This is a genomic window from Buttiauxella sp. JUb87, from assembly GCF_004361975.1.
Lineage (GTDB): Bacteria > Pseudomonadota > Gammaproteobacteria > Enterobacterales > Enterobacteriaceae > Buttiauxella > Buttiauxella ferragutiae.
Map to the genome: position 1 here is coordinate 39,618 of NZ_SNVY01000001.1, position 25,275 is coordinate 64,892.

Consider the following 25,275-nt stretch of genomic DNA (forward strand, 5'->3'; position numbering starts at 1 on the left):
TATTGTTATTCCGCTGTGTGGGGGCTTAACACGCGCCCTAAGCCCGCGAGTGCAATATCAAGCAGCAGGGCAACGAGTGCCGTGGCGGTTGCGCCCAAAATCAGCGTTGGGAAATCGTTGAGATAAATGCCAGGGAAAATCAGCTCGCCATAACTGCTGGCACCAATTAAAAAAGCCAGCGGCGCCGTGCCGACGTTAATGGCTGTGGCAATGCGGATCCCTGAAAGCATGACCGGCCACGCGTTGGGCAACTCGACCTGGCGCAAACGTTGCCCCTTGGTCATGCCAATCCCATTGGCCGCTTCGATAAGCGAAGCCGGGACGCCGCACAAACCTGAATAGGTGTTACGGACAATGGGCAGCAGCGAGGCGAGGAATAGAGCGATAATCGTCGGTTTATCGCCAATCCCGATGAAGACCATCGCCAGTGCCAGCACCGCCAATGGTGGCAAGGTATTCCCGACGTTAAATATCTGCATCGCATACTCAGCCCAACGCCGTGCGCAAGGACGGCTGAGTAGAATACCGCCAGGGATCCCCACTAACAGGGCCAGCGCCATCGAGTTAAACACCAAAATTAAGTGTTGTTGCCCGAGATACAATAAGTCGACCTGGCGTGCTTTTATGACGTTGGGGCCGATGCCCCAGATGAGTAAACCGAGCACAATTGTCAGTGCTACGACGCCTAAAAAAGTGCGTTTTATGAACGATGAATGCTGCATTGCTGTGTGTCTCCCTGGGTGCACGTTATAGCGACGTGATGGGTCGCCTGTTGTTATGCCGTGTGTCGGCAGGGTGTTTTGACCTATAACAATGTGAGGGGAAGGAATCCAGCTAATGAGGGAAATAGCAGATTAATGATTTGCGAGGAAATTAATGCTTTGGCCTGCACCGCCTCGCTTGCGAGGGTGAGATAAGAATTGTCTTAAAATGCATTAGCTAAAGTTACGGCGTAACTTTTGGTTTGTGCGGTGGATAAGCGCAAGTGTCATCCACCGCTTCTAAAATTATTAGAAATACAGCTCTTTAGTGGCAACCGGAATCAGCATCTCTTTGCGCCACTCGGCCAGGGTGATTTGAGTCAATTCACCTAATGCCTGGTAGAACGGATGTTCGGCATGAGCAATAAACAGCTCCAGGAAACGCCCACTCCACGGCAAAATGTGCCACGCCAGCAGTTCGTCGACTTTCTGCTGCAAACCTTCTTCAGCAAGCCACGCCGCCAGCATCAGCAATATCCCGATGTGGTCGTCCGGTTCGTTGCTCGCTTGTTCGTTGGCGATGTCGTTCTTGCGCATCCATTTGCGCAATTCAAGCATCGAATCACCAAACAGCACGTTTTCTTTATCGAGATACACAGAACCCCATGGTGAAGCCGGTAGTGCGTAAGGGCCTATAAACAGGCGTTGCCAGGCTTGGCTCAATGATTCTGGCTCATAACTGAAACCCTCTGCCATGCGTTGGGCGAGAGCATCCAACTGTTCATGCTGCACCGGCCATTGTTTCGCCCATTCAGGATCTTCAAGTGTGGCGTAAAGTGCGGCGACTTCCTGGCTGGTGGGAGCTTGATAATACAGCGCACCCAGTACTCTTCCGGTCAGGGCGATGGTCGCCAGTCTTTGTGTCGTTGTAGACATTTTTCTCTTCCTTGTTGCGCGGATTGCTCCGCGCATTTTGTATCAATTAACCTGCTACCGCCATGCCGACTGTCATATGCAGACCGTAAAAAATCCCACGGCCAATACATTCACCGACAACCACCAGTATGAATCCGAGCAGCAAACCGGATGTTTTGGCTGGTGTGCGGCGTATCAATGAGCAAATCCAGCAACCTAAACCCAGCGCTATTAACGCAATGCGCCACACTTGCAGCGAGGCGTAATCAGGCACCAACGCGCTGGCATGCTGCACAGAACTCTGGATTTCCGCCAGTTCGTTGCTTTGCAAAACGATCACCGCAATGGCGATGAATAACGCCAGAACGCTGACTGTTGCCAGTCTACGGCTGCGGTATTCGTAACCGATGCTTCGCAGCAACAGCACCGCCAGCAGTGGGCCAGTCAGTAAGACGGTGAGGAAGAAGCTCAGCGTGGTGTATCCGTTATGCCAGGTTGGCACGGTATCAATCTGGTAAACACGAGTCATCGCCGCGACAAAAAACACGCCCAACAACACGGTTATGACGAGCCAGATTTTGCCAATCGCCGCAGGCATTTTCTTCAGTATTGAAATCAGCCACCAGAAACCGCCAACGGCGAAGAACACCGAACCACTGGCAATTTCATTGCTCAAAGCCGATTCGCCAATACGATTGAGTGAGTTAAACGCCCGTAACGGGGAGCCGAGGTGCATCACCGAGGCAATAAACGCAATGCCCATCAACAGCCAGATAAAGAACATCGGGCGTAACATTTTATGCTGCAACTCACTGTTATTACTGGCCTGATTCCAGGCATAACTCATGACAATGACAGCCCCAACCACGCACTGGCCCAGTACGGTAAACAACACCAACGGCCATTCATGCCATCCGCTTCCCATCTCAAACCTCCTTTGGATTCGCCAGGTAGCCGGTTTTATCCCCGCAAGGACGGCTGTTGGCATTGGGTTTAATCACAATATTTGGCTTCGTGAAATGTGCTGACGGCAGCGGAGCAATAGCGGCTTGCTCGCCGTATTTTTTACGTAGTTCGTCGATGGGAGCCAAATCCAGCGCACGCAATGGGCAAGATTCCACACAGATAGGTTTCTTGCCTTCCGCGACTCTGGAGTAACAGCCATCGCATTTGGTCATATGGCCTTTTTCGGCATTATATTGCGGCGCACCGTATGGGCAGGCCATATGGCAGTAGCGGCAGCCAATACAAATATCCTCGTTCACCACCACAAAACCATCTTCGCGTTTGTGCATCGCACCACTTGGACACACCTTAGTGCAGGCGGGATCTTCGCAATGGTTGCAGGCGATGGATAAGTAATAAGCAAACACATTTTGCTGCCAGACCCCATTGTCTTCCTGCCAGTCGCCACCAGCATATTCATAAATGCGGCGGAAGCTGACGTCCGGGGATAAATTTTTGTAGTCCTTACAGGCCAGCTCGCAAGTTTTGCAGCCGGTGCAACGACTGGAATCAATATAAAAACCATATTGGGTTGTCATCAGCTATTCCTTACGCCTTTTGGATTTCGACCAGGTTGGTATGTTGCGGGTTGCCTTTAGCCAACGGTGAAGGTCGATGAGTGGTCAACGTGTTGATGCATGAACCGTGATCGACACGGTCGCCGCTCATATTGGCTTCGTGCCATGCGCCCTGGCCCATTGCGGTGACGCCCGGCATGATACGTGGCGTGACTTTCGCCGGAATACGCAATTCACCACGGCCATTAAACACCCGCACCATATCGCCACTGGCGATACCACGCGCCTGCGCATCTATCGGGTTAATCCACACTTCCTGACGACACGCGGCCTTCAGCACATCAATGTTGCCGTAGCTTGAGTGGGTACGCGCTTTGTAATGGAAGCCGAACAGTTGCAGTGGGTAAGTGCTGCGTTCGGCCGCATCCCAGCCGTCGAAGGTGGAGGCATAAACGGGCAGTGGGCTGATGGTCTCGTCTTTTTCTAACTCCCAACTGGCGGCAATGTCAGCCAGTTTGCTGGAGTAGATTTCGATTTTACCAGAGGGGGTTTTTAATGGATTGGCATCCGGGTCGTTGCGGAAAGCCTTGTAGGCAACAAAATGGCCGTTCGGGTCTTTACGCTTATAAATTCCCATCTCGCGTAACGCCTCATACGAGGGTAATTGCGGGTCTTTTACCAGCATCTTCGCGTACAAAAATTGCAGCCACTGCTCCTGAGTACGCCCTTCGGTAAATTTCTGGTAGATATCCGGCCCGAGGCGACGAGCCACTTCGCTGGTTATCCAGTAAATTGGCTTACGTTCAAATTTCGGCTCGGTGGCAGGCTGGATGAAAATCAGATAGCCCATATTCCCGGCGTAATCGTTCGGGATAATGTCTTCTTGTTCGACCGTCATTAAGTCTGGCAGCAGGATGTCGGCGTATTTTGCCGACGAGGTCATGAAGTTCTCGATGACCACAATCATTTCGCACTTGCTGTCATCTTGCAGAATGTCGTGAGTTTTGTTGATGTCGGAATGCTGGTTGGTAATGGTGTTACCGGCGTAGTTCCAGATAAACTTAATCGGCACGTCGAGCTTATCTTTACCGCGCACGCCGTCGCGTTTGGCGGTCATTTCCGGGCCGCGAACAATGGCATCGGTCCAGCTAAAGCAGGAAATTTGCGTTTTCACCGGATTGGTCAACACCGGCATACGTTCAATAGTGATGGTGTAAGTCGATTCACGAGCGCCGCTGTTTCCACCGCTAATCCCGACGTTTCCGGTCAAAATCGGCAACATCGCGATAGCGCGTGAAGTCAGTTCACCGTTGGCCTGGCGTTGTGGCCCCCAACCCTGAGCGATATACGCCGGTTTGGTGCTGCCAATTTCACGCGCCAGCTTGATGATTTTGTCTACCGGAATACCGGTAATCACGGATGCCCACTGCGGAGATTTTGCAACGCCGTCATCACCCTGACCGAGAATATAAGCTTTGTAATGTCCGTTGGCTGGCGCACCTTCTGGCAGCGTTTTCTCATCAAAACCGACGCAGTATTTGTCGAGGAACGGCTGGTCAACGAGGTTTTCGCTAATCAGTACGTGGGCGATACCGGCAACCAGTGCGGCGTCGGTGCCCGGACGAATCGGCAACCATTCATCTTCGCGCCCAGCGGCGGTATCGGTATAGCGCGGGTCGATAACTATCATGCGCGCATTGGAACGTTCACGCGCCTGTTCCAGATAATAAGTAATGCCGCCGCCGCTCATGCGGGTTTCGGCAGGGTTGTTGCCGAACAACACCACCAGTTTGCTGTTTTCAATATCAGAGGTGCTGTTGCCGTCGTTGGTGCCGTAGGTGTAAGGCATCGCGCAGGCAATTTGCGCGGTACTGTAGGTGCCATAGTGGCTAAGAAAACCACCGTAGCTGTTCATCAGTCGGGCAACCAACGAGGCGGATGGGGAAGAGCGGGTGATGTTGCCGCCGACAATCCCCGAGGTGTAGTTAATATAAACCGCCTCGTTACCGTATTTTTCCACCGTGCCTTTCAGGCTTTTGGTGATGGTATCCAGCGCTTCATCCCAGGAGATGCGCTCGAATTTCCCTTCGCCGCGTTTGCCCACGCGTTTCATCGGGTAGTTCAGGCGTTCAGGGTGGTTGATTCGGCGGCGAATCGAGCGGCCACGCAGACAGGCACGGACTTGATGATTGCCATAAATATCATCGCCGGTGTTATCGGTTTCCACCCAGGTGACTTCATTATCGCGCACGTGTAACCGCAGCGCGCAGCGGCTACCACAGTTTACCGAGCATGCCCCCCACACGACTTTGTCTTCTGTCTCAGGGTTAACAGCCGCACCCACCGCAGTGGCAGCGGCTCGCAGGCCAAAGGGCAGGGATATTCCACTTACAGCCAGCGCCAGCCCGCTGATGGCGCTGGTTTTCATCAGGGTTCGACGGGAAATCCCATCATGGCAACATTGGTTCGACATAACTCACTCCGTGTTATCTCTGGTTGGGATGTCATGGATGTTTCTAATTTTTTTACGAACGGCGAGGACGCGAAATATTGCTTATCAGGCGAATATTATCGGCGGGGATGAGTTTTACTCATTTAGAGGTAGCAGTTGTTAACACGGGTCAAAGTAAGTGTGGAGTGTTGAATGAAAGCTGATTGAGCGGAGAAAATAAAGCGGGGCGATGCCGCCCCGGCAATCGATTACTGTGGTTCGGCTGGTGTGCCGTCTTGTGTAGCAGTGCTGCTGGCTTGAGAATTGCCACTGCTGGTACGCGTATAGAGAATTTTCTGCGTATCATTAGCACAGTGGCCTACGACTTGTGCGTCAGGTTGGTCGGCCTGGTCGTTCGGAACAATCGTCAAACTGAATCCAGATTCCGCAACACCATTGCCAATGATTTTTTGCTGAATGTCTGCCTTAACTTTGTCACATGACGTCTGCGCAGCCAGCACGGGAACGGTCGCTGCCAACAGGCACACACCCAGCCAGATTGAACGTTGCATGGTCTCTTCCTTATGTTGAGGATGATGTATACCCGTCATCCTTCAAGCTGCAGGGGTGTTGGCTACACTCACTTACCCAAATCACTTACTTAAGTAAGCTCATCGGGATAAGCTCCCTGGCCGCCTGGCTGCAACTCGAATGCTAACGGGTATATAAGAATAGTCGCTGTAGTGTAAAGTGTTGTATTTGCTTATATCATGTATATAACAATTCCAGTCGGAGACCGGACTTACGTGAAGAAAATCATTATCCTCAGTGTGCTGGCAGTGTCTATTGCCGGCTGTGATAATCAGAATATTACGCTGACTTACACGCCAGAAATGGCCAGTTTTTCGAACGAATTTGATTTTGATCCATTGCGCGGGCCGGTTAAAGATTTCACCCAGACATTGATCAACGACAAGGGAGAGGTCATCAAACGCGTGGTTGGGCTGGTGTCGGAAGAAGGCTGTTTTAACGAGCTAGAATTCCATGATCTGGAAAACAACACCGGCGCCACTCTGGTGCTAAATGCCAATTATTATGTTGATGCAATAAGCCATGAAAGACGGGTCAAACTTCAGGGGAAATGCCAATTGGCGGAATTACCCCAGGCGGCACTCACTTATGAAACCGACGATAATGGCTTTGTCGTTGCCGCGCATGGTGAAAAGACATCGATAGTTTATCGCTATGATGCTGACGGCTATCCGTTAGGTAAAATAACTAAATCGCAGGACGACACACTCACCATCACCGCGAAAACTGGCAGTGACATCAAGAAAAAGCTCGATTACACCGCAGAAAGCATACTGAACGGTAAATCTATCGGCTTAGCCAAACAATCCTGTGATTACGACGGCCATTTCAACCCACTGGAGTGCGTGCTGAACATCACCAATGAAAGTGCAAAACCGGCTAAAGTTGAAACCTACACCATCAAAAACAACATCAATTATTATTGATAGCGAACAAAGGACGCCGGATGAAATGGTTGCAACGCCTGAAAATTGATACTTTTTTGCTGATCATGATCGCTGTGGTGATCCTGGCTTCACTATTTCCCTGCGAAGGCGCGGTAAAAACGGCATTTGAATACCTGACCACTGCGGCGATTGCGTTGTTGTTTTTCATGCATGGGGCAAAGCTTTCCCGTGAGGCGATAGTGGCAGGAATGGGGCACTGGAAACTACATCTTGTGGTATTCCTCAGCACCTTTGCTCTTTTCCCGTTATTGGGGCTGGCGATGGGCTTTCTTTCACCAGCCATCCTTAACCAACCCTTGTACATGGGCTTCCTGTACCTTTGCGCGCTGCCCGCAACTGTACAATCGGCTATCGCCTTCACCTCGGTTGCTGGGGGAAACGTTGCCGCCGCGGTGTGTAGTGCTTCGGCATCAAGCATATTGGGGATTTTCCTGTCACCGGTGTTAGTCGGGGCATTAATGAACACCCAGGAAGGCACCACCGACACACTGCACGCGATTGGCAAGATCATCCTGCAATTGATGGTGCCGTTCGTGGTGGGGCATTTGTCGCGCCCGCTGATTGGCCGTTGGGTAGATAAACATAAGAAACTGATTAGCATGACAGACAGATCATCCATTTTGCTGGTGGTGTACGTGGCATTCAGCGAAGCGGTGGTGGAAGGCATTTGGCATCAGGTTAATGGGGTGGCGTTGTTAGCTGTTCTGGGCTGCTCAATTGTGCTGCTGGCAATTGTGCTGGTGATTAACACCTGTGTGGCACGGTTGATGGGGTTCAACACTACAGATGAAATTACCATTGTGTTCTGCGGCTCCAAGAAAAGCCTGGCAAACGGTGTGCCGATGGCGAACGTGCTGTTCCCGGCCAGTGCCGTGGGCATGATGGTCCTGCCGCTAATGATATTCCATCAGGTGCAATTGATGGTCTGTGCGGTGCTGGCGCAGCGTTATGCACGTAGAACGGCGAAGGAAAAAAGAGCGCTTGAGTCAGTTTCCTGACCCAAGCGTTTGACGAAGGGATTAGCTGATTAAGCGGCGCGAACTTTAGCGATCAGCGCCTGCTTTTCTGCTTCACTCAGGAAGGCAATTTTCAAACCATTCTCTTGCGCGGTGCGGATATGCGCAGCACTCAGACCCGCTTGCGGGGCGGCTACTGTATATTCATGAATAATATCGATACCCTGGACTGCCGGATCATCGGTATTAATGGTCGCCAGCACGCCTTTATCCAGGAAGGTGATTAGCGGGTGCTTATCCAGCGAGGCGATAGTGCTGGTCTGGATATTGGACGTCAGGCACGATTCAATCCCGATACCGTGTTCCGCCAGGAAATCCATCAGCGCCGGATCTTCAACGGCTTTGACCCCATGACCGATACGTTCGGCACCCAGTTCACGAATCGCCTGCCAGATACTTTCCGGGCCTGCCGCTTCACCCGCGTGAACGGTGATATGCCAGCCGGCATCACGCGCACGGTTGAAGTGATTCAGGAATAAGCTACCAGGGAAACCGAGTTCATCACCGGCAAGGTCAAGCGCGGTAATGTGGTCGCGATGAGTCAGCAGTGCATCCAGTTCCGCTTCGCAAGCGGCTTCACCAAACGTACGGCTCATGATGCCAATCAAACGGGCTTCAACACCAAAATCACGGCAGCCCTGACGGACACCTTCAATCACCGCTTCTACTACACCGGCGACAGGCAAATTATGCGTCATCGCCATGTAACCTGGTGAAAAGCGCAGCTCGACATAATGCAGGCCATTGCGCGCGGCATCTTCAATATTTTCCCATGCCACACGGCGGCAGGCATCAAGAGAGGCCAGGACTTTCACGCCCCAGTCGAGTTTTTGCAGGAAGCTGACCAAATCAGGCGCGGTTTCCACAACCTGTACATGCGGGCGAAGTGCTTCAAGAGAATCAGCCGGAAGCGGTAAATTAAACTGGCGGCCTAGATCGAGGATAGTTTGCGCACGAATATTACCATCGAGGTGGCGGTGCAAATCGGTTAACGGCAGGGTGGTATCAATCATGGTCGCACTCTTTTATTGATTAAAGTGCGATAGATTATAAAAACAAATGTGTCCAAAAAGCTACGTTGCGCAAATAAAAAGGGGAGTTGCCTCCCCAGACGTTTATTGCAGCGACTTGATTGCCGCAATCAGGCGCTTCACACCTTCTTCAAGCTTAACTCGTGGGCAACCGGCATTCAGGCGCACAAAACCTTTGCCTTCTTCGCCGTAGGTATATCCCGGCATGATGGCGACTTTTTGCTGTTCGATCAGCACTTTTTGCAGCGCGTTGTCATCAATACCCAGCGGGCGAAAATCAATCCACGCCAGATAGGTTGATTCCGGTGGCTGCCAGTTCAGTTGCGCAAACTCACTGTTTAGCGCATCTGCCACATAGCGAAGATTGCTTTGCAGGTAAGCGCGCAGTTCATCCAGCCATGCAGCACCTTCCAGATAAGCCGCAATGTGGGCGATAACCGCCAGAATGGCAGGGGATGACAGTCCATCCTGGCCTTTCAGCACATTCAAATACTGCTGGCGTTCATGAGCATCGTTAATCAGGCCGTAGGCTCCGGTTAACGCAGGAATGTTGAAGCTCTTGGAACCGGAGGTGAACAGCGCCCACTGGCCTTTGCCTACTTCACACCATGGCGTGTGTAGGTTTCCTTCCCACACCATATCCATATGAATTTCATCACTGATAACCCGGACGCCGTGGCGTTCGCACAGCAAGGCCATGGTTTCCAGTTCGCTGTGTGTCCAGACTTTGCCGGTTGGGTTTTGCGGGCTGCACAGCAACATGATTTTGCATTCAGTTTTGGCCAGTTGCGCCTCGAGTGCTGTCATATCGCACATCCAGCCGCCATCGGTTTTATGCAACGGTGCGCTAAAGACCTCGCGCTGGTTGCCTTCGATGGCTTTGTAAAACGCATCATAAGCCGGAGTATGAATCAGTACCGCGTCACCTGGTGCTGACCACTGGCGAATCAGCTGTGAAACCATGTAGATAACAGAAGGGCCGTAAACCACCGCTTCTTTATCTATCACGCTGTTAAAACGAGCTTGATACCAGTGGGCAATCGCGCCAAGAAACTCGTCATTCTTCCAGCGGCTATAACCCAATACACCGTGAGATAAACGCTTTTGTAATGCGTCCAGAATGACCGGAGCGGTAGGGAAATCCATATCGGAGATGGTAAAGGGCAGGAGGTCTGCGGCACCAAAACGGTCTGCGACATAATCCCACTGGGTACACCAGGTTCCGTGACGGTCAACGGGGGTGGAAAAATCGAACATATCACCTCGCAACAAATGGGCGCCGAAGCGCCCATCGTGATTTACGCCTGAGCAGTTTGCATCAGATGCGCCATTTCATCTTTCACTGACTGGACCTGCGGCCCAATCACCACTTGCAGATTATGCTGGTTAAGCTGAACCACACCAATGGCGCGCAGATTCTTCAGTGCGGATGAGTCGACTAAAGACATATCTTTTACGGACATACGCAGACGAGTGATGCAGTTATCGAGAGACACGATATTTTCCGCACCGCCAAGTGCGGCTAGCATCGCTGGAACATTGTATCCAGACTTGCCAACCTGACCGGCAATCGCTTTTTCAGCGCTGCTGGTAGTGTCAACATCGCGACCCGGTGTTTTGATATTGAAGCGAGTAATCGCGAAGCGGAAGATGGCATAATACGCGCCGAACCAGATAGCTGCGACGACTGGCACCATGTACCATTTAGTCGCCAGGCCATGCAGGATCCCGAACACTACGAAGTCGATGATGTTGCCATCGGTATTGCCGATAGTCACGCCCAACACCGCCATAATGGTAAAGCCAAGGCCAGTCAGCAATGCGTGGATGACGTACAGCACTGGAGCAACAAACAGGAACAGGAATTCCAGTGGTTCTGTGGTGCCACCAACGACGCAAGCAATCACGCCAGAGATCAGCAGCCCTTTAATTTTATGGCGGTTTTCTGGGCGAGCACAGTGGTACATCGCCAATGCAGCACCAGGTAAACCACCAAGGAAGGCTGGCATTTTACCCTGTGACAGGAAGCGGGTGGCGCTTTCAGAGAAGCCGTGAACGCTTGGGCAACTCAGTTGAGCCTGGAAGATGGTCAATGCGCCGCTGACGCTGTGACCACAAACATCCATGGTGCCGCCAGCATCAGTAAAGCGAATCAGCGCAACCAGAATGTGGTGCAAACCGAACGGCAGTAATAAACGCTCGCCAGTACCGAAAATCATCGGCCCAAACATACCTGCGCTGTTAATCATATTGCCCAGCGCGTTAATGCCTGCGGCAAAAATTGGCCAAATCAGCGGTATAACCAGCCCAACCAGCCCCATCACCACCGTGGTGATGATGGGCACAAAGCGTGTACCGCCAAAGAACGCCAGCGCATCAGGCAGACGCACATTGTGGAAACGTTCATGAAGCAGGAAAACAATCACCCCGACAATCACTGCACCTAAAATACCGGTGTCAATTGACTGGATCCCAAGGATGCTTTGAATGTTGTTTGCCTTCAGAATCGCGGCATCGGTGGTAGGCAAAATGCCTTTTGCGGTAAGCCAGAAGTTGACTGCCAGGTTCATTACCGCATAACCGACGAAACCTGCAAATGCGGCAACACCTTTATTTTCACGCGCCAGCCCAAGAGGGATAGCGATACAGAACATGATTGGCAGGAAGCTGAATGCAAACGAACCTACTTTGCTCATCCAGACGAAAATGAGCTGTAAAACTGGGTTACCTAATGCGGGAAGCAAAGTGACCACGTCGTGGCTACTCAGTGAGCTTCCGATCCCGAGCATGATGCCGCAAAACGACAGCAGTGCCACGGGCAACATAAACGTTTTGCCAAGGTTTTGAAAAAACTCCCAAAGCGTAATTTTTTGTGTTGTATTAGCCGCCATAACGACTCCTTGAACCTTGGTTAATAAATGAGTAGCAGTACAAAACGAAGCGGATGATAAAACGTTTTACCAAGCTTTATTGCGTGCTGTATCACAGATTCAAAGCTCGGCAGAGTGCCTAATACACCTGCTGAGATTAAACGTTTTATCACTGCTGGAGGGTTCGTCTCGCCGATGACGACTCAGGAAAAGAAAATCACGATTAACGAAGTGGCCGAAGCTGCTGGTGTTTCTGTCACGACGGTCTCTTTGGTGCTCAGTGGCAAAGGGCGTATTTCCCCGGCGACGGGGTTACGCGTGAGCGAAGCCATCGAAAAATTAGGATTTGTGCGCAACCGCCAGGCGGTTTCACTGCGTGGTGGCCAAAGTGGCGTGATTGGCCTCATCGTGCGTGACCTCTGTAACCCGTTCTATGCTGAACTGACCGCTGGCCTGACCGATGAGCTGGAAAAACAGGGGAAGTTGCTGTTCCTGACGCAAAGTGGTGCACAAGGTCAGCATATGCAGCGTTGTTTCGACATGCTGGTCGCTCAAGGCGTAGACGGTATTATCGTGGCGGGTGCTGCTGAGCAGGGTGCGGATATGCGTGTCATTGCGGAACAAAAAAATCTGCCGCTAGTTTTTGCCTCCCGCGCCAGTTATCTCGACGAGGCCGATATCATCAGGCCTGATAATATGCAGGCTGCGCAACTCGTGACTGAGCACCTTATCAAACGCGGACATCAGCGAATCGCCTGGCTGGGTGGTGACGGTTCTTCATTAACACGGGCCGAACGCGTCGGCGGCTACTGCGCGACATTGCTGAAATACGGTTTGCCTTTCCATAGTGAGTGGATCATCGAATGCGAGCCGAGCCAGAAAAAGGCGGCTGATGCGATTACCACACTGCTGCAACACAATCCAACGATTACCGCTGTGCTTTGCCACAACAGTACCGTGGCGATGGGAGCATGGTTCGGATTATTGCGAGCCGGGCGGCAAAGTGGAGAAGGGAGCATCGACAGCTACTATGACCGGCATGTAGCGTTGGCAGCCTTTGCTGAAGTGATGGATGATGAACTGGATGATTTACCGCTGACCTGGGTTTCTACACCCGCTCGAGAAATTGGGCGCACTGCGGGGCAAAGGATCCTTAAACGCGTACAAAACGACAACGAAGAAGTTCGTAGTCAGATCATGCCTGCAAGATTAGTCATTCGGAAAAATTAAAACGCCCACAATTGCCGGTAGGTTACGGCTGGCAGCTTGTTGATACTCTTCGTGATATATACTTAAAAAAACCTGATTTGATCGGGGATTCATGGAATGGTTGTATGAATGTGTTTGCGACTAGCCTTACATCATATCTGAGTCGGGTGTTATCAAACCTGGGTGAAAAGCGCTGGGTACTGGTTTTAGTGATGCTCATTCAGGCCGGTGGTTTAGTCATTTACTTGTACTTGTCGCACAACTGGATTGAATCTGGTGTGGTGCAGTCATTGAGAAATGTGTCGTCGATGCACTTGCGGGGTTTTGAACAACTCGAAAGGACGATTAGCTACCAACTTGCTTCGGTGGGGGAAGCGGTGGCGGACGATGCACAGTTCAGATATGCGAAAGAATATATCCGTGGTGAAGTGGAACAAACTGGGCTGGATTCCATCATAGTCTTGGATAGGACTGGCAAGATTATTGCGTCTGAGTCTGTTGTCCCGTTGGAATTGATCCTGCCTCCCAGTGTCTTCGCGACACAGTCCTTCAGGGATTTACCGCAATTTAAAACTTTTCAGCGTGGCGGAACGAACTCTACCTTTTTTGTATCCCGGCAGTATGTTCCCGAAATGGGGGGCAACGGCATGATTATGTACCACATGATGACATCTCCTGAAGGACGGCCGCTGGGCAGCGTAATTGGTTATACCAGCCCGCGTAGTTTGTCTATGCTGCTTTACGCGGATACCGCTCGGGGATTCGATCTGGGCAAAAACGGTGTGTTATCTATTTTTGATAACCACACCCGGCAGGTCCTGTATCGCTATGCTTATTCACGTGTTCCCGTTGAGGAACATAGTTTGGCGCTGCCAGCCATCAGAGACAGATATTTTCAAAACACACGTTATGGGCCGGACGTGAAGTATTACCAGTCTCCGGTTGACGGTGTGGAAAGGCTGGTGGTGTTAACTCCACTGCATCTTGGTCAATGGATGCAACTGGTGGGTGAAAGCCCGAATGAATACCTGTTCGAGTGGCGAATACAGGTGGCGATTTCGGTATTTGTTTTTATTTGCGTCAGTTTCTTGCAAGTGCTGTTAATGGATATTTTTCGCCAGAACAAGGCCCAGCGTACCCTGCTGGATTTGGTTCTCAACTCCGTGGATGCCTGTGTTTACTTAAAGACCAGCGATCGACGTTTCAGCTATGTTAATTCGAAAACTGCCGAGCTGTTTGGGCTTCCTGTGGAACAGATAATCGGTCGCCGGGATAAGGATATTCTTCCGCAAAAGTTAGTCGATGATTTCTGGGCGACGGACAAACAGGTGCTAGAGACTGGCAATAGGCAACTCTGTACTGAGATGATGATTAACCCGCAAGGGGAACGCCGCTACTTTTCGACGATAAAAGAGCTGGTGAGAATACCGGATCAACTTCCTGCGGTGATTGGCTTGTCCACGGATGTCACCGAACTGCATGAACAAACAGAGGCAAGAAAGGCCGCTGAGGATGCCATTCGAAAAATGGCATTTTTCGACCAACTGACTGGGTTGCCTAACCGCCGTATGTTAGAAGAACGCCTTGGCAAAACGCTTGCTCAGGCGAAATTGAAACAGCAGAAGTTATCGCTGCTTTTCATTGATCTCGACAAATTCAAGGCAGTAAATGATTTGCATGGGCACAAGACCGGTGACTGGCTGCTTACTCAGGCTGCATCTCGCATGAGTAGCGTACTACGCGCGTCCGATATCGTCTCACGCATTGGTGGTGATGAGTTTGTCGTTCTGTTGCCTGATGCCCAGAGTCTGGACGAAGCGGTGAGGGTAGCGGAAAGGATCCGTGCTTTATTGGAACAACCTTTTGTGATGGATAATGGCGTAGCGCTGGATATCTCATCAAGCATTGGTGTGGTGATTTACCCAGACCAGGCCGATAACGTGCATGATTTGCTGCACTTTGCCGATGAGGCCATGTATCGCGCCAAGAAAGGTGGCAAGAACGCGGTCGAGGTCTTTACCGGCTAGTTTGCGGCGTTAGATTACCGGATAAAACAGCTTCTCGTAGGCGGCTTTGTCAAACTGAACCGGTCGTACTTCCAGTGTTTGTGCATCCTCGACATGCAGCCGAGTACCCACATTTCACTGTTAAAATAGCTGACAGCTGCATTGTGATTATTAAAGACAGCGAAGAAGTTGACGCGCTGAAGCATGAGCAGGAAGCGCTGCGTCAGCAACTGCGGGAGATTAAGTAGGCTAATAAGAATATTAAATCGGCACTGCGTGGAATGACGGCTTAGATAATAAATATAAATAAAAGTCGGAAAGATCGTGTGGTCTTTCCGACTTTTTGCTATGAGGCTAGTTTAGAAACACCAAAATCCACATAACCTTCAGAACTAACAACAAGACACCACTGATTATTAATATCAAAGAAATAATGATGTTGAGGAACTAATTCTATTAAGAGATTCAGCATAGTATCCATTTGGTCAGGGGGGATTTTTAGAGCAAAATCCAACGATGAATCGTTTATATAAAATATCCCCTCTGAACTGAATATTAAATCGTACGCATATTTGTGGATGAAACTACTCACCAGAGAAGTCCAAGATTTTTTTTCATTACCAAGATCTTGATATACATGGCCTATAGTTTTATTCCAGTCTATTTTTGATCCAATCCAATCAAACATATCTGATAGTGAATCAGCAATAGGCTCCCAGTTCTCAATAATTTCTGGAGGGTTAGGTAGATTTGCAATGTGTAACTTAATTTCATCATCAATAGTCATTTCCCCCTCCTTGGCTTTGAAGGATGATCATATCTTTTTTGATGTTTAGTCGTTGTTTGTTCGGTTGCATCAAATTGGTAATGTTCCCCTTTGTCCTTGCCGTTAAACACATTTATATGAGAACCACTTCTTTCATCATATTCAATTCTAAAACCAGTTTTTCCATCGGCTGTAGTCATCCCGACGGTTTTACCTTTCGTATCGCCAAATTTACCTGTATTAACTTTTTCAGCTTTAAATCCTCTGGCCTCAAGCCATTCTAAAGCTTTATTCATTGCTTGCTCAAATGACCCCGGACAACAAGCCAGCCCCAGCGGGTCTATCCACCCCAGCGGATTATGCACATATCCGTAAGGATTCACTCCCCCCGCCAACCCTATCGGGTCTGCCGAAATGTACTGTCCCGTTTCACTATCATAGTAACGGAAGCGGTTGTAGTGCAACCCGGATTCTGTGTCTTCGTATTGCCCCGGAAAGCGCAGTCTGCAACTCAGCTTGTCATCGTTAGCACTTTCTTCCCGACCCCAGAGCTGTTGCCTGCCGCGCCAGACGATGGTGCCGTCTTCGGTCAGTAATTCCTGAATACGACCGACCGTATCGGTTACCGCATAGTGCAACTGGCCTTTTTCATAACGCGCCAGTGGTGTGAAACTGCCTGGCTCGTAAATCCAGCGGATACTGTCGTCATATGCCGGAGTGCCACCGGCATACACCGGGATTTCTTCGGTCAGCTGGTCGCCATTCCAGTGGAAGTCATAACCGGTTTTCTGGCGGTTAGTGCAACGTTTGCTGATGCGCCTGCCAGACGGGTCGTAGCGGTATTCCTAGCGTTCGCCGTCCGGGGTTTCCAGCGCGGTGAGCTGGCTTCGGACATCCCAGCGGTAGCGCCACTGGAGAGGGCGGTAACCGCCTTTATCCACCAGTTTTTCCACCAGACGACCGTTAACATCATATTTCCAGGTGATGTTGTGTTCGTTCACCACCCGGACAAATTTCCCGTCTTCCGGTTTCCCGCTGTCGGGGTTGATGCGTGAGGTGGTGTGCCGCCAGGCTTTGTGCTCGCGCGATGCGACCCGGCTATGCTGCTGTTGCTGGTAGGCTTCGCTTTCCATTACGTCATTCACCCAGGTCTGGCGGCGGGTGATATTGAGGTTCTGGTCATAGGTGAAGCGTTCTTCGCGCATTGGCACACTGCTGCTGGTCCAGGTGGAGTGGCTTATCTGGTCGTTCGCGGTCAGGGTGTGAACTGCGGTACCGCGCAGTGAGTCGGCAATCATTGTCAGGTTGTAAGCCTTGTCGTACAGCCACTGACGTTGCAGGTCTTTATTGCGGGCGTCTGGTTCAGTGTTACTGCCGGCGCGCTGCTGCGTCAGCATCCCGGTTGGTGTGTAACCCAGTTGCTGGCGGAAGCCGGTGTCACTCTGTCGGGTGATTTCGTGGCCGCGCAGGTCGTGGGTGAAGGTCAGTGGCGCTTGGTCTGCTATCTGCCACTGTGTCAGCTCTCCCATTAATCCACGGGTGAAGTGTTCGGTAATACCCGCAGAGGTGCGCTTCGTGACATAATCCTGTTGTGCATCGAACCGGTACTCAACAGCGCCGCTGACCACAGGCAACTAAGAAGGTAGTTAATTATGGCTGAGCACGATTGTATTTAAGAATCAGGGATTTCCAAAGCGCAGCGCCGTTATATTGTTGGCTATGTGCCGAACCGGGGCGATACCGGTACACCGAATATTCATTTAAAGGGTAAATGGCTGAAAGAGGCGGGGTTTGAGACGGGCGCACATCTTACAGTGAAAATAGCTGATGGCTGTATTGTGCTTATTAAAGACAGCGAGGAAGTGGACGACCTGAAACATGAGCAGGAAGCGCTGCACCAGCAATTGTGGGATATAAAAATGGTTAACCATAATATTAAATCAGCGTTGCGGGGAATTGCAAAATAAATACAACATGACCGGAAGGGTTTAATATTATCCCGGTTAAGACTGTAATTAAAATCTTGCTCTACAATACAAACCTGATCCATTACATTTTATTTTTATTTCCAAATCATCCTCTTAGGTGAGATGTTCTTTGATGAATTCGTTTAACTCTTCCCGACTTAATTCAAACTCAGGCCCAGCATCAATTCCTCTTAAAAAGTCAATAACATAAGCTAAACTCTCATATTCAATTGGATGATCGAGATAAAACTCTAATGCAAATCTGGCAACTTTTGAAGGATCATAATTATCTTGTAAAAGATAATTAATTCCATTCAAAAACTCAGTGGTTAACTGATTCAATTTATTGCCCTTCCTGTTGAAGTTGCTTTACCGACATCTATATCTGCTCTGGTTGGGAGATAATGTGGAAGATCTAAAATCTCTCCGTTCTTCATTTTGGGATGGACACGATTCACATTATTAGAGTGGTCATAAGTCTCCTCCCATCCTTTTACATTACCAGTTGAAGAATCCCACTCTGTAACGTGTGACCGTCCTCTAGTAGGGCCAACCGTTCGAGCAGGGGACTCTGCGTTATAATAGCGAATACGTCCATCTGGTAAGACACGATTTCTTGCCGCTTCATTTTGCGCTTTTTCTAATGCTCTGAGCTTTCGCTTTAATTTTACAGCATCACTAGGACAACAAGCCAACCCCAGCGGATCAACCCACCTCAGCGGATTCGGCACATACCCGTACGGATTCACCCCACCCAGCAACCCTATCGGGTCCGGGCTCAGGTATTGCCCCGTTTCCGTATCATAATAACGGTGCCGGTTGTAATGTAAACCCGATTCTTCATCTGCGTACTGGCCCGCAAAACGCAGATTGCAGCTCACTTTATCTTTGTTACTCGCCGTCAGCGGAAACTGCCAGTTCTGCACCAGAAGCTATGAGATATTTATTTGTAAGTCGGAATAAAAATCATTTTAACGTGCAATTGCTGAATAGATTAAACCGTAGGAAAAATAATAAAAATCATTCCTACGGCCAATTATTAATAGATCAATCAAGCAGAGGCAATCGATAATTAGAGAAAAAACCATTATGGTCAAATATAAAAGCCTCTTTTATATCCATGGAGATAATAATAACATCACCATTAAAGAAACATTCTTTATAGAATGAAAAATACTCTTTCACAAATTTTTCTAAATCATGAAACCCCATAATGAACACACCTAAATTTTGTACATATGATAATTCAGTTATAATATATACATCGCCACTTTTCAATCCATTGAAATCCAAAAGATGTAATATTTCAGTATCAGCAAGCTCTTCCCATTCGTCAACCCTGTTAGCATTAATTGGGTTAATATTATTCAAATCAATGATTTTGTTAATCTGAGAACTACAACATCCAAGTATAGTTGTAAGTATACGGTCGGCTTCCTGCCATGAAATATTTTTAATGTTAAAACTTTCCATCATATTTATCCCTCCCTTCTATGAATACTTTGTCCTTAACTGAGTGCCGCTTGCCATCAAAGTCTCTCACCGTAACATGTGGTCCTTCATTAGTATTTGCATGACCTGTAGGATTCCATTCTATACGCCTATTACCATCTGGGCTGCTATACCAATTCTCTTTATAGTTGGTAAAGTTATCCAAATTACCACCGGCAGCCCTTTCCGCTTCAGCCAGTAAACCATCTTGGCTAGTTGTATAGCGGCGGAGAACATCATCGCCAGCTGAATTTTTCCTTGTTTCACAACAATCCTTCCCAGCCAGCCCCAGAGGATCAACCCACCTCAGCGGATTCGGCACATACCCGTACGGATTCACCCCACCCAGCAACCCTATCGGGTCTGCCGAAATGTACTGTCCCGTTTCACTATCATAGTAACGGAAGCGGTTGTAGTGCAACCCGGATTCTGTGTCTTCGTATTGCCCCGGAAAGCGCAGTCTGCAACTCAGCTTGTCATCATTCGCACTTTCTTCACGACCCCAGAGTTGTTGCTTGCCGCGCCAGACGATGGTGCCGTCTTCGGTCAGTAATTCCTGAATACGACCGACCGTATCGGTTACCGCATAGTGCAACAGTCCTTTCTCATAACGTGCCAGTGGTGTGAAGCTGCCTGGCTCGTATATCCAGCGGATACTGTCGTCATACGCCGGAGTGCCACCGGCATACACCGGGATTTCTTCGGTCAGCTGGTCGCCATTCCAGTGGAAGTTGTAACCGGTTTTCTGGCGGTTGGTGCAGCGTTTGCTGATGCGCCTGCCAGACGGGTCGTAGCGGTATTCCCAGCGTTCGCCGTCCGGGGTTTCCAGCGCGGTGAGCTGGCTTCGGGCATCCCAGCGGTAGCGCCACTGGAGAGGGCGGTAACCGCCTTTATCCACCAGTTTTTCCACCAGACGACCGTTAACATCATATTTCCAGGTGATGTTGTGTTCGTTCACCACCCGGACAAATTTTCCGTCTTCAGGTTTCCCGCTGTCGGGGTTGATGCGTGAGGTGGTGTGCCGCCAGGCTTTGTGCTCGCGCGATGCGACCCGGCTATGCTGCTGTTGCTGGTAGGCTTCGCTTTCCAGTACGTCATTCACCCAGGTCTGGCGGCGGGTGATATTGAGGTTCTGGTCATAGGTGAAGCGTTCTTCGCGCATCGGCACACTGCTGCTGCCGGTCCAGGTGGCGTGACTTATCTGGTCGTTCGCCGTCAGGGTGTGAACTGCGGTACCGCGCAGTGAGTCGGCAATCATGGTCAGGTTGTAAGCCTTGTCGTACAGCCACTGACGTTGCAGGGTTTTGTTGCGCCGGTCGTGCGGATTCAGTTCTGCCGGATTGCCGACCTGTTGCTGCGTCAGCATCCCGGTTGGTGTGTAACCCAGTTGCTGGCGGAAGCCGGTGTCATTCTGTCGGGTGATTTCGTGGCCGCGCAGGTCGTGGGTGAAGGTCAGTGGCGCATGGTCTGCTATCTGCCACTGTGTCAGCTCTCCCATTAATCCACGGGTGAAGTGTTCGGTGAGTCCTTCAGTGGTGCGTTGTGAGATATAGTCGCGTTCTTTTTCCCATGTATATTCAGTGCGTCGGCCGTTGAGGGTTTCGGCAGTAATGCGCCCGGCCTCATCATATTCATAATTGACGGTAGCATCGTCATTCTTTGCTTCGACCAGTGTCATAGCGGAATAGGGTGGCACTGAGTACGCGGGTGCTGTCGCCCTGAGTGACGTCCTCGCGTACGACCTGGTCGGTGACGTTATATACCCGGTTAAGGTGGGCGCCATCCGGGAAAGAAGTGCAGATACAGCGGCCTGCGGCGTCGTAGCGGTAATTCAGCATTCTGCCGGTAAAGTCGGTTTCCGCAATAAGTTGCCCGGCTTTGTCGTAGGTCAGACGGTAGTGCTCACCGGCGGCGTTGGTGATTTCAGTCAGGCGGGTGAGTTTATCGTAACGGCATTCCAGCCGTTCACCGTCCGGGCGTATCACCGCCGTCAGCAGGTCGAATGCACCGTATTCATAACGGGTGGTTTTTCCTTCCCCGTCAGTGAAGCTTTCGGGCAGTTTTTCACTGTTCTGACGCATCAGTTCGCGCACACCGTCGGGGCGGTTAATTTCCTCGATGCTACCCTGTGGCCCGGCATGTTTTTTGCTGTGGCGGAACTGCGTGGTGAAGCCCAGCGGGTCTTTGACACTCAGCAGACGGCCCAGCATATCCTGTTCTGTGTGTGTGATACCGCCATTCGGGGCAGTGGTTTCGCGCACCTGGTGCAGGGCATCATGGCTCCAGCGCCAGGTCGCGCCGCCGGGAAGAATATGAGCCTGTAAATCGCCCTGTTCGCTGTAGCTGAACTGCTGGCTCCGGCCCTGCGGGTCAGTGAGGCTGACCACGCTGCCGAGCTCGTCGTAAGCCCACAGCCATTGCTGGTCGCCCGGTGTGGTCAGGCGGGTGAGCTGTCCGGCGTCGTTGTACTCGTACCAGAGACTGTGGCCGCCGGGGAGGGCGACATGGCGGATATCGCCTTCATCGTTATAGTGATATTCAGTGGTGCGCCCAAGGGCATCGGTGCGTGACTGAAGCTGGGTGTTCTCCCACACCGTGATTTCTTCCCGTCCCAGCGGGTCGGTGCTGCGGGTAACCAGGCGATCTTCGTTGTACCAGTAACGGGTTTCTCCGCCCTCCGCATCCTGGTAGGTGGTACATTTTTCTTCATCGTTATAGATAAAGTGGTCACTGTAATAGCCTTCGGTTGACTGTGTGCTGATGACCCGGCCCTGCATGTCATAGCTGATATCGACACAGGTTTTATCCGTATCCCGCCAGCGGGTCATAAACCCTTCAGGAGAGTATTCGTGCCACAGATGGGTGAACTGGAAGGTGTCGCATTCAGCGAGAAAACCGTTGCTGTCATAGTGGCAGGTGACAAGGCGCTGGCGTTGAGGGGTGACCAGGTCAATGCTCATCAGTTGCCGGTTCTGCCAGTCAAGGGCGAGCGTGTAACCGTCGCTGTGGCGGATTTCAGTCAGCAGATCATCTGTGCGGATAAAGTCAATGCGGTTGCCGTAACGGTCATAAATAGTGGAGAGTAAATAAGTTCCGCAGCCTGCCGGGGAAAACACCTGGGTCTGTTGCGAACGACGGTCAAAAACGGACAGTTTATCGCGAATATCCCCCATCAAACGGTAATGCGTCTGACGAGAGTTAACAGCTTCGTGGAAAATACCGTCCTGAGGAATGGGGTAATAGAGCACCACGCCTTCGTGGTCGGTGAAGTGTAAATCACCGTCGTGTACCGTCAGAGATGTAGACCATTCATCGGTCCATTTCGGGCCGAACAGACCACCAGTTCTGGCTTGCGAACGGTAGGTGCGCGAGAGGGGTAGAGGCAAGGTGCCTGGCAGGGCCAGGACACTCAGTTGCTGAAGAAAATCGCCAGTTACCACATCAACAGGCTCACCCGCTTTGGTGCAAAAAGATAATGAAAAGTTTTCCCCTTCTCCTGCCTGACCCTTTGTTTTTCCTTTGACCCTGGCACCATCCATGTCTATGCCCCCCGCAGATCGCAGAGAATATGCCATCATCATTCCCTGAACTGCCTGCATTAGCGCCCGGTTCTGCGGTGTGTCTATAGTATTAAAGTTTTCAAGCGCCTCTCCGCCTATCTGCTCGGCAATGTTCCGCGCCGTTTCAGCAGACATATTGTAATAACTCCCAGCACTCAGCATTGCACCTATTGCCTGGCTATTCATAACATCGTCAGGCGTATGGTCGGTGAAAAAATCTGTGGTCGCGTTCTGAACAGAGTTTGCCGTGTCGGCTATTGCCCGAGCCTTTTGAAGCTGATACTCGACATATGATGTTAACAGGGATTGAAAGAACCCCTTTTCCTCTGCAGTTTCAGTCTGAATGGCAGGGTCAGCATTGTGGGCAGATACAATCGCTGCCGGAGGCTGGCCAACAATAATGCCCGTGGTATTACGGGCATTCATCCAGAATATATCGTCATGACGCAAAACGGGTTTCCCCCCAGCCCGCACGGTCTGACTGTGTGCCAGCGGTTCGCAGATATCACCGACGGTGCCACTCGACACTCCCTTCGCGATACCAGCTTCATCTCCTTTTGTCCGGGGCATGAAGCTCTGATCAAGTACCAGCAGCGGGCCGCCATTCGCCCTCACATTAGGGATCACATTCATGGCATCGGCCATGCTAGCCGTTACTGGATAGGGGACCGGGGGAATTGCTGGACCCATGGGTGTCTTACAGACATCGGGTTTGGTACTGATCACCAGCCACTGGATGTCCTGGCGTGCAATATAATTAATCGCCATATTCATTTCCCTTCGGTGCGATAGCGGGCTTCCATTACCCGGATATCATTGCGGACGGGTAGCCGGTAGCGCCAGGTCAGTGCGACAGTGAACGTGTCGGTATTTATTGCCAGGGTATCTATCCATAACAGTTGTGGTATCAGCCCACCGATGTTCATTCGGAGTAACACCATTGCCTGATGCGCTGGAAGGATAAAACGGATATCCCCATCCGGGTGAAAGCCTGTCAGCACAAATTCTGGTCCCGGTTCGGGATACCGAATCTGCTGGGTATGCGGTGCTCCATTCCAGTAGCCAAAATCAAAATCATCCGGCAGGTCGGGGTGCTGCGTTTCCAGCCATTGCTGGTCGTAGGTTCCTGCCAGCGGCAGGCGTGGCAACCAGGCGCGACCGATACAACCAAAGCCGGCAGGCTGATATTCGGAAGCAAACCAGTCGGCTTTCCCGTCAAGGCAGGCAACGAATTGTTTGAGGGTAAAGGGGGCGTCCAGCGCGATGATACAGGGAGCTTCAACCTGCTGAACCTCGCAGGCGTGCAGATACCATGGCTGCATGTAACCCAGCCCCAAAGGGTTCACCGGGCAGGCCATATGCGCCAGCGGTGGGTTGTTCTGGTCGGGATGTTCGCGGCGTTGCACATCTGTCAGGAGGTATTCTTCGGGAATGCGCTCAGCGTGATGACTATCAGCCTCTATGCGACACTCGCCGCCAAAGGCGTAACGGTAATCCAGCGGCAGGGAAGTAAATGGCTCCGGCTCTGTTTCATACCACTCCCCGGTTAGCGCCTGGCGCTGGTAAAAGCGTCTGCCGGTTACCTGCAGTTTCTTGTCCACCAGTACTTCGCCTGAAGGTGAGTACATCTGTATACCTGCCGTCATTTCCTGCGCGGCAGCCCCGCCAGGTGTATAAGCGGTACCGTTGACGATGATATCGCAGAGAGGTTTCAGCGGGGCGAGGTCACTTTCACGCAGCACCGGGGAAAGGTTCATTTCACCGGCATATTCATCTTCCACACATAACGGTAGCACCGGGTTTTCCATCAGTAGTGCCTGCCACAGTCCCTCAGCATCCTGTACCAGCCGGAAGCCGGTTTTCATGGCAACCACCCGATGACGTTCGTTATGCTTATCATCCATTGCGTATTCCATCACTGAAAATGGAGTCCGATTACGGAATTCCATATATATTCCTTTCCTTTTTCTGAAATAAAAGAATGCGTATCTATTTATGTATTAGTGGGATTCATTTTTATGATGAATGAAATAACGTTTTTTTCTAAAAAACAATATCAATAATTAGAAGGTATTTTGAATATGAAGTTTATGCGGATTGTCAATTTAATGAATTGTTTTTTAATTGATATGTGAGTAATGATTAACATTTTGGTATTTCTGGTGAAGTGCTAAGGCAAAGTGTTGAATTATATTTTGGAGAGCTTTGCCAACTCATTTTTTATTTTAAGTATCACTAACTTCATTCTTAA

Annotated in this window: 22 protein-coding genes and 1 pseudogene; 5 read left to right on the forward strand and 18 right to left on the reverse strand. The window is 50.7% G+C overall.

Features of this window, described 5'->3' with window-relative positions:
* Positions 1-5: 5 nt before the first annotated feature.
* From osmY to EC843_RS00205, 6 genes are all read right to left on the reverse strand, one after another.
* On the reverse strand, positions 6-722 hold the full coding sequence (osmY, locus tag EC843_RS00180) for an osmoprotectant ABC transporter permease OsmY (RefSeq protein WP_133521338.1): 717 nt from the start codon (positions 720-722) through the stop codon (positions 6-8).
* A gap of 288 nt (positions 723-1,010) precedes the next feature.
* On the reverse strand, positions 1,011-1,637 hold the full coding sequence (gene dmsD / locus EC843_RS00185; RefSeq protein ID WP_121815603.1) for a Tat proofreading chaperone DmsD: 627 nt from the start codon (positions 1,635-1,637) through the stop codon (positions 1,011-1,013).
* A 46-nt stretch (positions 1,638-1,683) separates the two neighbouring features.
* The gene (locus tag EC843_RS00190; RefSeq protein WP_133521339.1) at positions 1,684-2,541 is read right to left on the reverse strand and encodes a dimethyl sulfoxide reductase anchor subunit family protein; all 858 of its coding nucleotides are present in this window, start codon (positions 2,539-2,541) and stop codon (positions 1,684-1,686) included.
* A gap of 1 nt (position 2,542) precedes the next feature.
* Positions 2,543-3,160: a DMSO/selenate family reductase complex B subunit gene (locus tag EC843_RS00195; protein ID WP_064547252.1), complete on the reverse strand. Its 618-nt coding sequence runs from the start codon at positions 3,158-3,160 to the stop codon at positions 2,543-2,545.
* A gap of 10 nt (positions 3,161-3,170) precedes the next feature.
* The gene (gene ynfE, locus EC843_RS00200; protein ID WP_133521340.1) at positions 3,171-5,612 is read right to left on the reverse strand and encodes a selenate/tellurate reductase subunit YnfE; all 2,442 of its coding nucleotides are present in this window, start codon (positions 5,610-5,612) and stop codon (positions 3,171-3,173) included.
* 227 nt (positions 5,613-5,839) lie between these two features.
* Positions 5,840-6,142, reverse strand: a complete 303-nt coding sequence (locus tag EC843_RS00205; protein WP_064547248.1) for a DUF1161 domain-containing protein — start codon at positions 6,140-6,142, stop codon at positions 5,840-5,842.
* A 234-nt stretch (positions 6,143-6,376) separates the two neighbouring features.
* On the opposite strand from EC843_RS00205, the gene EC843_RS00210 reads away from it, so the two are divergent.
* On the forward strand, positions 6,377-7,087 hold the full coding sequence (locus EC843_RS00210) for a YnfC family lipoprotein (protein ID WP_232886802.1): 711 nt from the start codon (positions 6,377-6,379) through the stop codon (positions 7,085-7,087).
* 20 nt (positions 7,088-7,107) lie between these two features.
* Positions 7,108-8,106 (forward strand): bile acid:sodium symporter family protein, encoded by a 999-nt coding sequence (locus tag EC843_RS00215; protein ID WP_133521342.1) that lies wholly within the window; start codon positions 7,108-7,110, stop codon positions 8,104-8,106.
* A 29-nt stretch (positions 8,107-8,135) separates the two neighbouring features.
* Here EC843_RS00215 and add read toward each other — a convergent pair whose 3' ends face one another.
* The 3 genes from add to malX form a co-directional block, all read right to left on the reverse strand.
* A complete protein-coding gene (gene add, locus EC843_RS00220; protein WP_121813251.1) occupies positions 8,136-9,137 on the reverse strand; it encodes an adenosine deaminase in 1,002 nt (333 codons plus the stop codon).
* A gap of 102 nt (positions 9,138-9,239) precedes the next feature.
* Positions 9,240-10,412 (reverse strand): MalY/PatB family protein, encoded by a 1,173-nt coding sequence (locus EC843_RS00225; protein WP_133521343.1) that lies wholly within the window; start codon positions 10,410-10,412, stop codon positions 9,240-9,242.
* 41 nt (positions 10,413-10,453) lie between these two features.
* A complete protein-coding gene (gene malX, locus EC843_RS00230) occupies positions 10,454-12,046 on the reverse strand; it encodes a maltose/glucose-specific PTS transporter subunit IIBC (protein ID WP_133521344.1) in 1,593 nt (530 codons plus the stop codon).
* Between the two features lie 174 nt (positions 12,047-12,220).
* Between malX and EC843_RS00235 the strand changes: the two genes are divergently transcribed.
* Both EC843_RS00235 and EC843_RS00240 read left to right on the forward strand, forming a co-directional pair.
* Complete coding sequence (locus EC843_RS00235; RefSeq protein WP_064547234.1) at positions 12,221-13,255, forward strand: Mal regulon transcriptional regulator MalI; 1,035 nt, start codon at positions 12,221-12,223, stop codon at positions 13,253-13,255.
* A 104-nt stretch (positions 13,256-13,359) separates the two neighbouring features.
* Positions 13,360-15,261 (forward strand): diguanylate cyclase, encoded by a 1,902-nt coding sequence (locus tag EC843_RS00240; RefSeq protein ID WP_133521345.1) that lies wholly within the window; start codon positions 13,360-13,362, stop codon positions 15,259-15,261.
* A gap of 325 nt (positions 15,262-15,586) precedes the next feature.
* On the opposite strand, the gene EC843_RS00245 is transcribed toward EC843_RS00240, so the two are convergent.
* The 3 genes from EC843_RS00245 to EC843_RS24670 all read right to left on the reverse strand — a co-directional run bounded on the left by EC843_RS00245 (position 15,587) and on the right by EC843_RS24670 (position 17,634).
* Positions 15,587-16,027, reverse strand: a complete 441-nt coding sequence (locus tag EC843_RS00245) for a type IV secretion protein Rhs (protein WP_133521346.1) — start codon at positions 16,025-16,027, stop codon at positions 15,587-15,589.
* On the reverse strand, positions 16,024-16,740 hold the full coding sequence (locus EC843_RS24665) for an RHS repeat-associated core domain-containing protein (RefSeq protein WP_243739100.1): 717 nt from the start codon (positions 16,738-16,740) through the stop codon (positions 16,024-16,026). The genes EC843_RS00245 and EC843_RS24665 overlap by 4 nt, the downstream gene beginning before the upstream one ends.
* A gap of 111 nt (positions 16,741-16,851) precedes the next feature.
* Complete coding sequence (locus EC843_RS24670; protein ID WP_243739101.1) at positions 16,852-17,634, reverse strand: hypothetical protein; 783 nt, start codon at positions 17,632-17,634, stop codon at positions 16,852-16,854.
* A gap of 81 nt (positions 17,635-17,715) precedes the next feature.
* Between EC843_RS24670 and EC843_RS00255 the strand changes: the two genes are divergently transcribed.
* A complete protein-coding gene (locus EC843_RS00255) occupies positions 17,716-17,973 on the forward strand; it encodes a SymE family type I addiction module toxin (protein ID WP_279535809.1) in 258 nt (85 codons plus the stop codon).
* 114 nt (positions 17,974-18,087) lie between these two features.
* Here EC843_RS00255 and EC843_RS00260 read toward each other — a convergent pair whose 3' ends face one another.
* The 6 genes and pseudogenes from EC843_RS00260 to EC843_RS00280 all read right to left on the reverse strand — a co-directional run bounded on the left by EC843_RS00260 (position 18,088) and on the right by EC843_RS00280 (position 24,973).
* Positions 18,088-18,315 (reverse strand): hypothetical protein, encoded by a 228-nt coding sequence (locus EC843_RS00260; protein ID WP_133521348.1) that lies wholly within the window; start codon positions 18,313-18,315, stop codon positions 18,088-18,090.
* A gap of 338 nt (positions 18,316-18,653) precedes the next feature.
* A pseudogene (locus tag EC843_RS00265) lies at positions 18,654-18,872 on the reverse strand (RHS repeat-associated core domain-containing protein); the annotation flags it as partial.
* A 148-nt stretch (positions 18,873-19,020) separates the two neighbouring features.
* Entirely contained in the window at positions 19,021-19,449 is a 429-nt protein-coding gene (locus tag EC843_RS00270) for a hypothetical protein (RefSeq protein WP_133521349.1), read from the reverse strand.
* On the reverse strand, positions 19,433-21,142 hold the full coding sequence (locus tag EC843_RS24675; protein WP_166642016.1) for an RHS repeat-associated core domain-containing protein: 1,710 nt from the start codon (positions 21,140-21,142) through the stop codon (positions 19,433-19,435). Before EC843_RS24675 ends, EC843_RS00270 begins: the two co-directional genes overlap by 17 nt.
* A complete protein-coding gene (locus EC843_RS24680; protein WP_166642017.1) occupies positions 21,117-23,792 on the reverse strand; it encodes a PAAR-like domain-containing protein in 2,676 nt (891 codons plus the stop codon). Before EC843_RS24680 ends, EC843_RS24675 begins: the two co-directional genes overlap by 26 nt.
* Positions 23,793-23,794: 2 nt before the next feature.
* Entirely contained in the window at positions 23,795-24,973 is a 1,179-nt protein-coding gene (locus tag EC843_RS00280) for a DUF2169 domain-containing protein (RefSeq protein WP_121813329.1), read from the reverse strand.
* Positions 24,974-25,275: the final 302 nt, after the last annotated feature.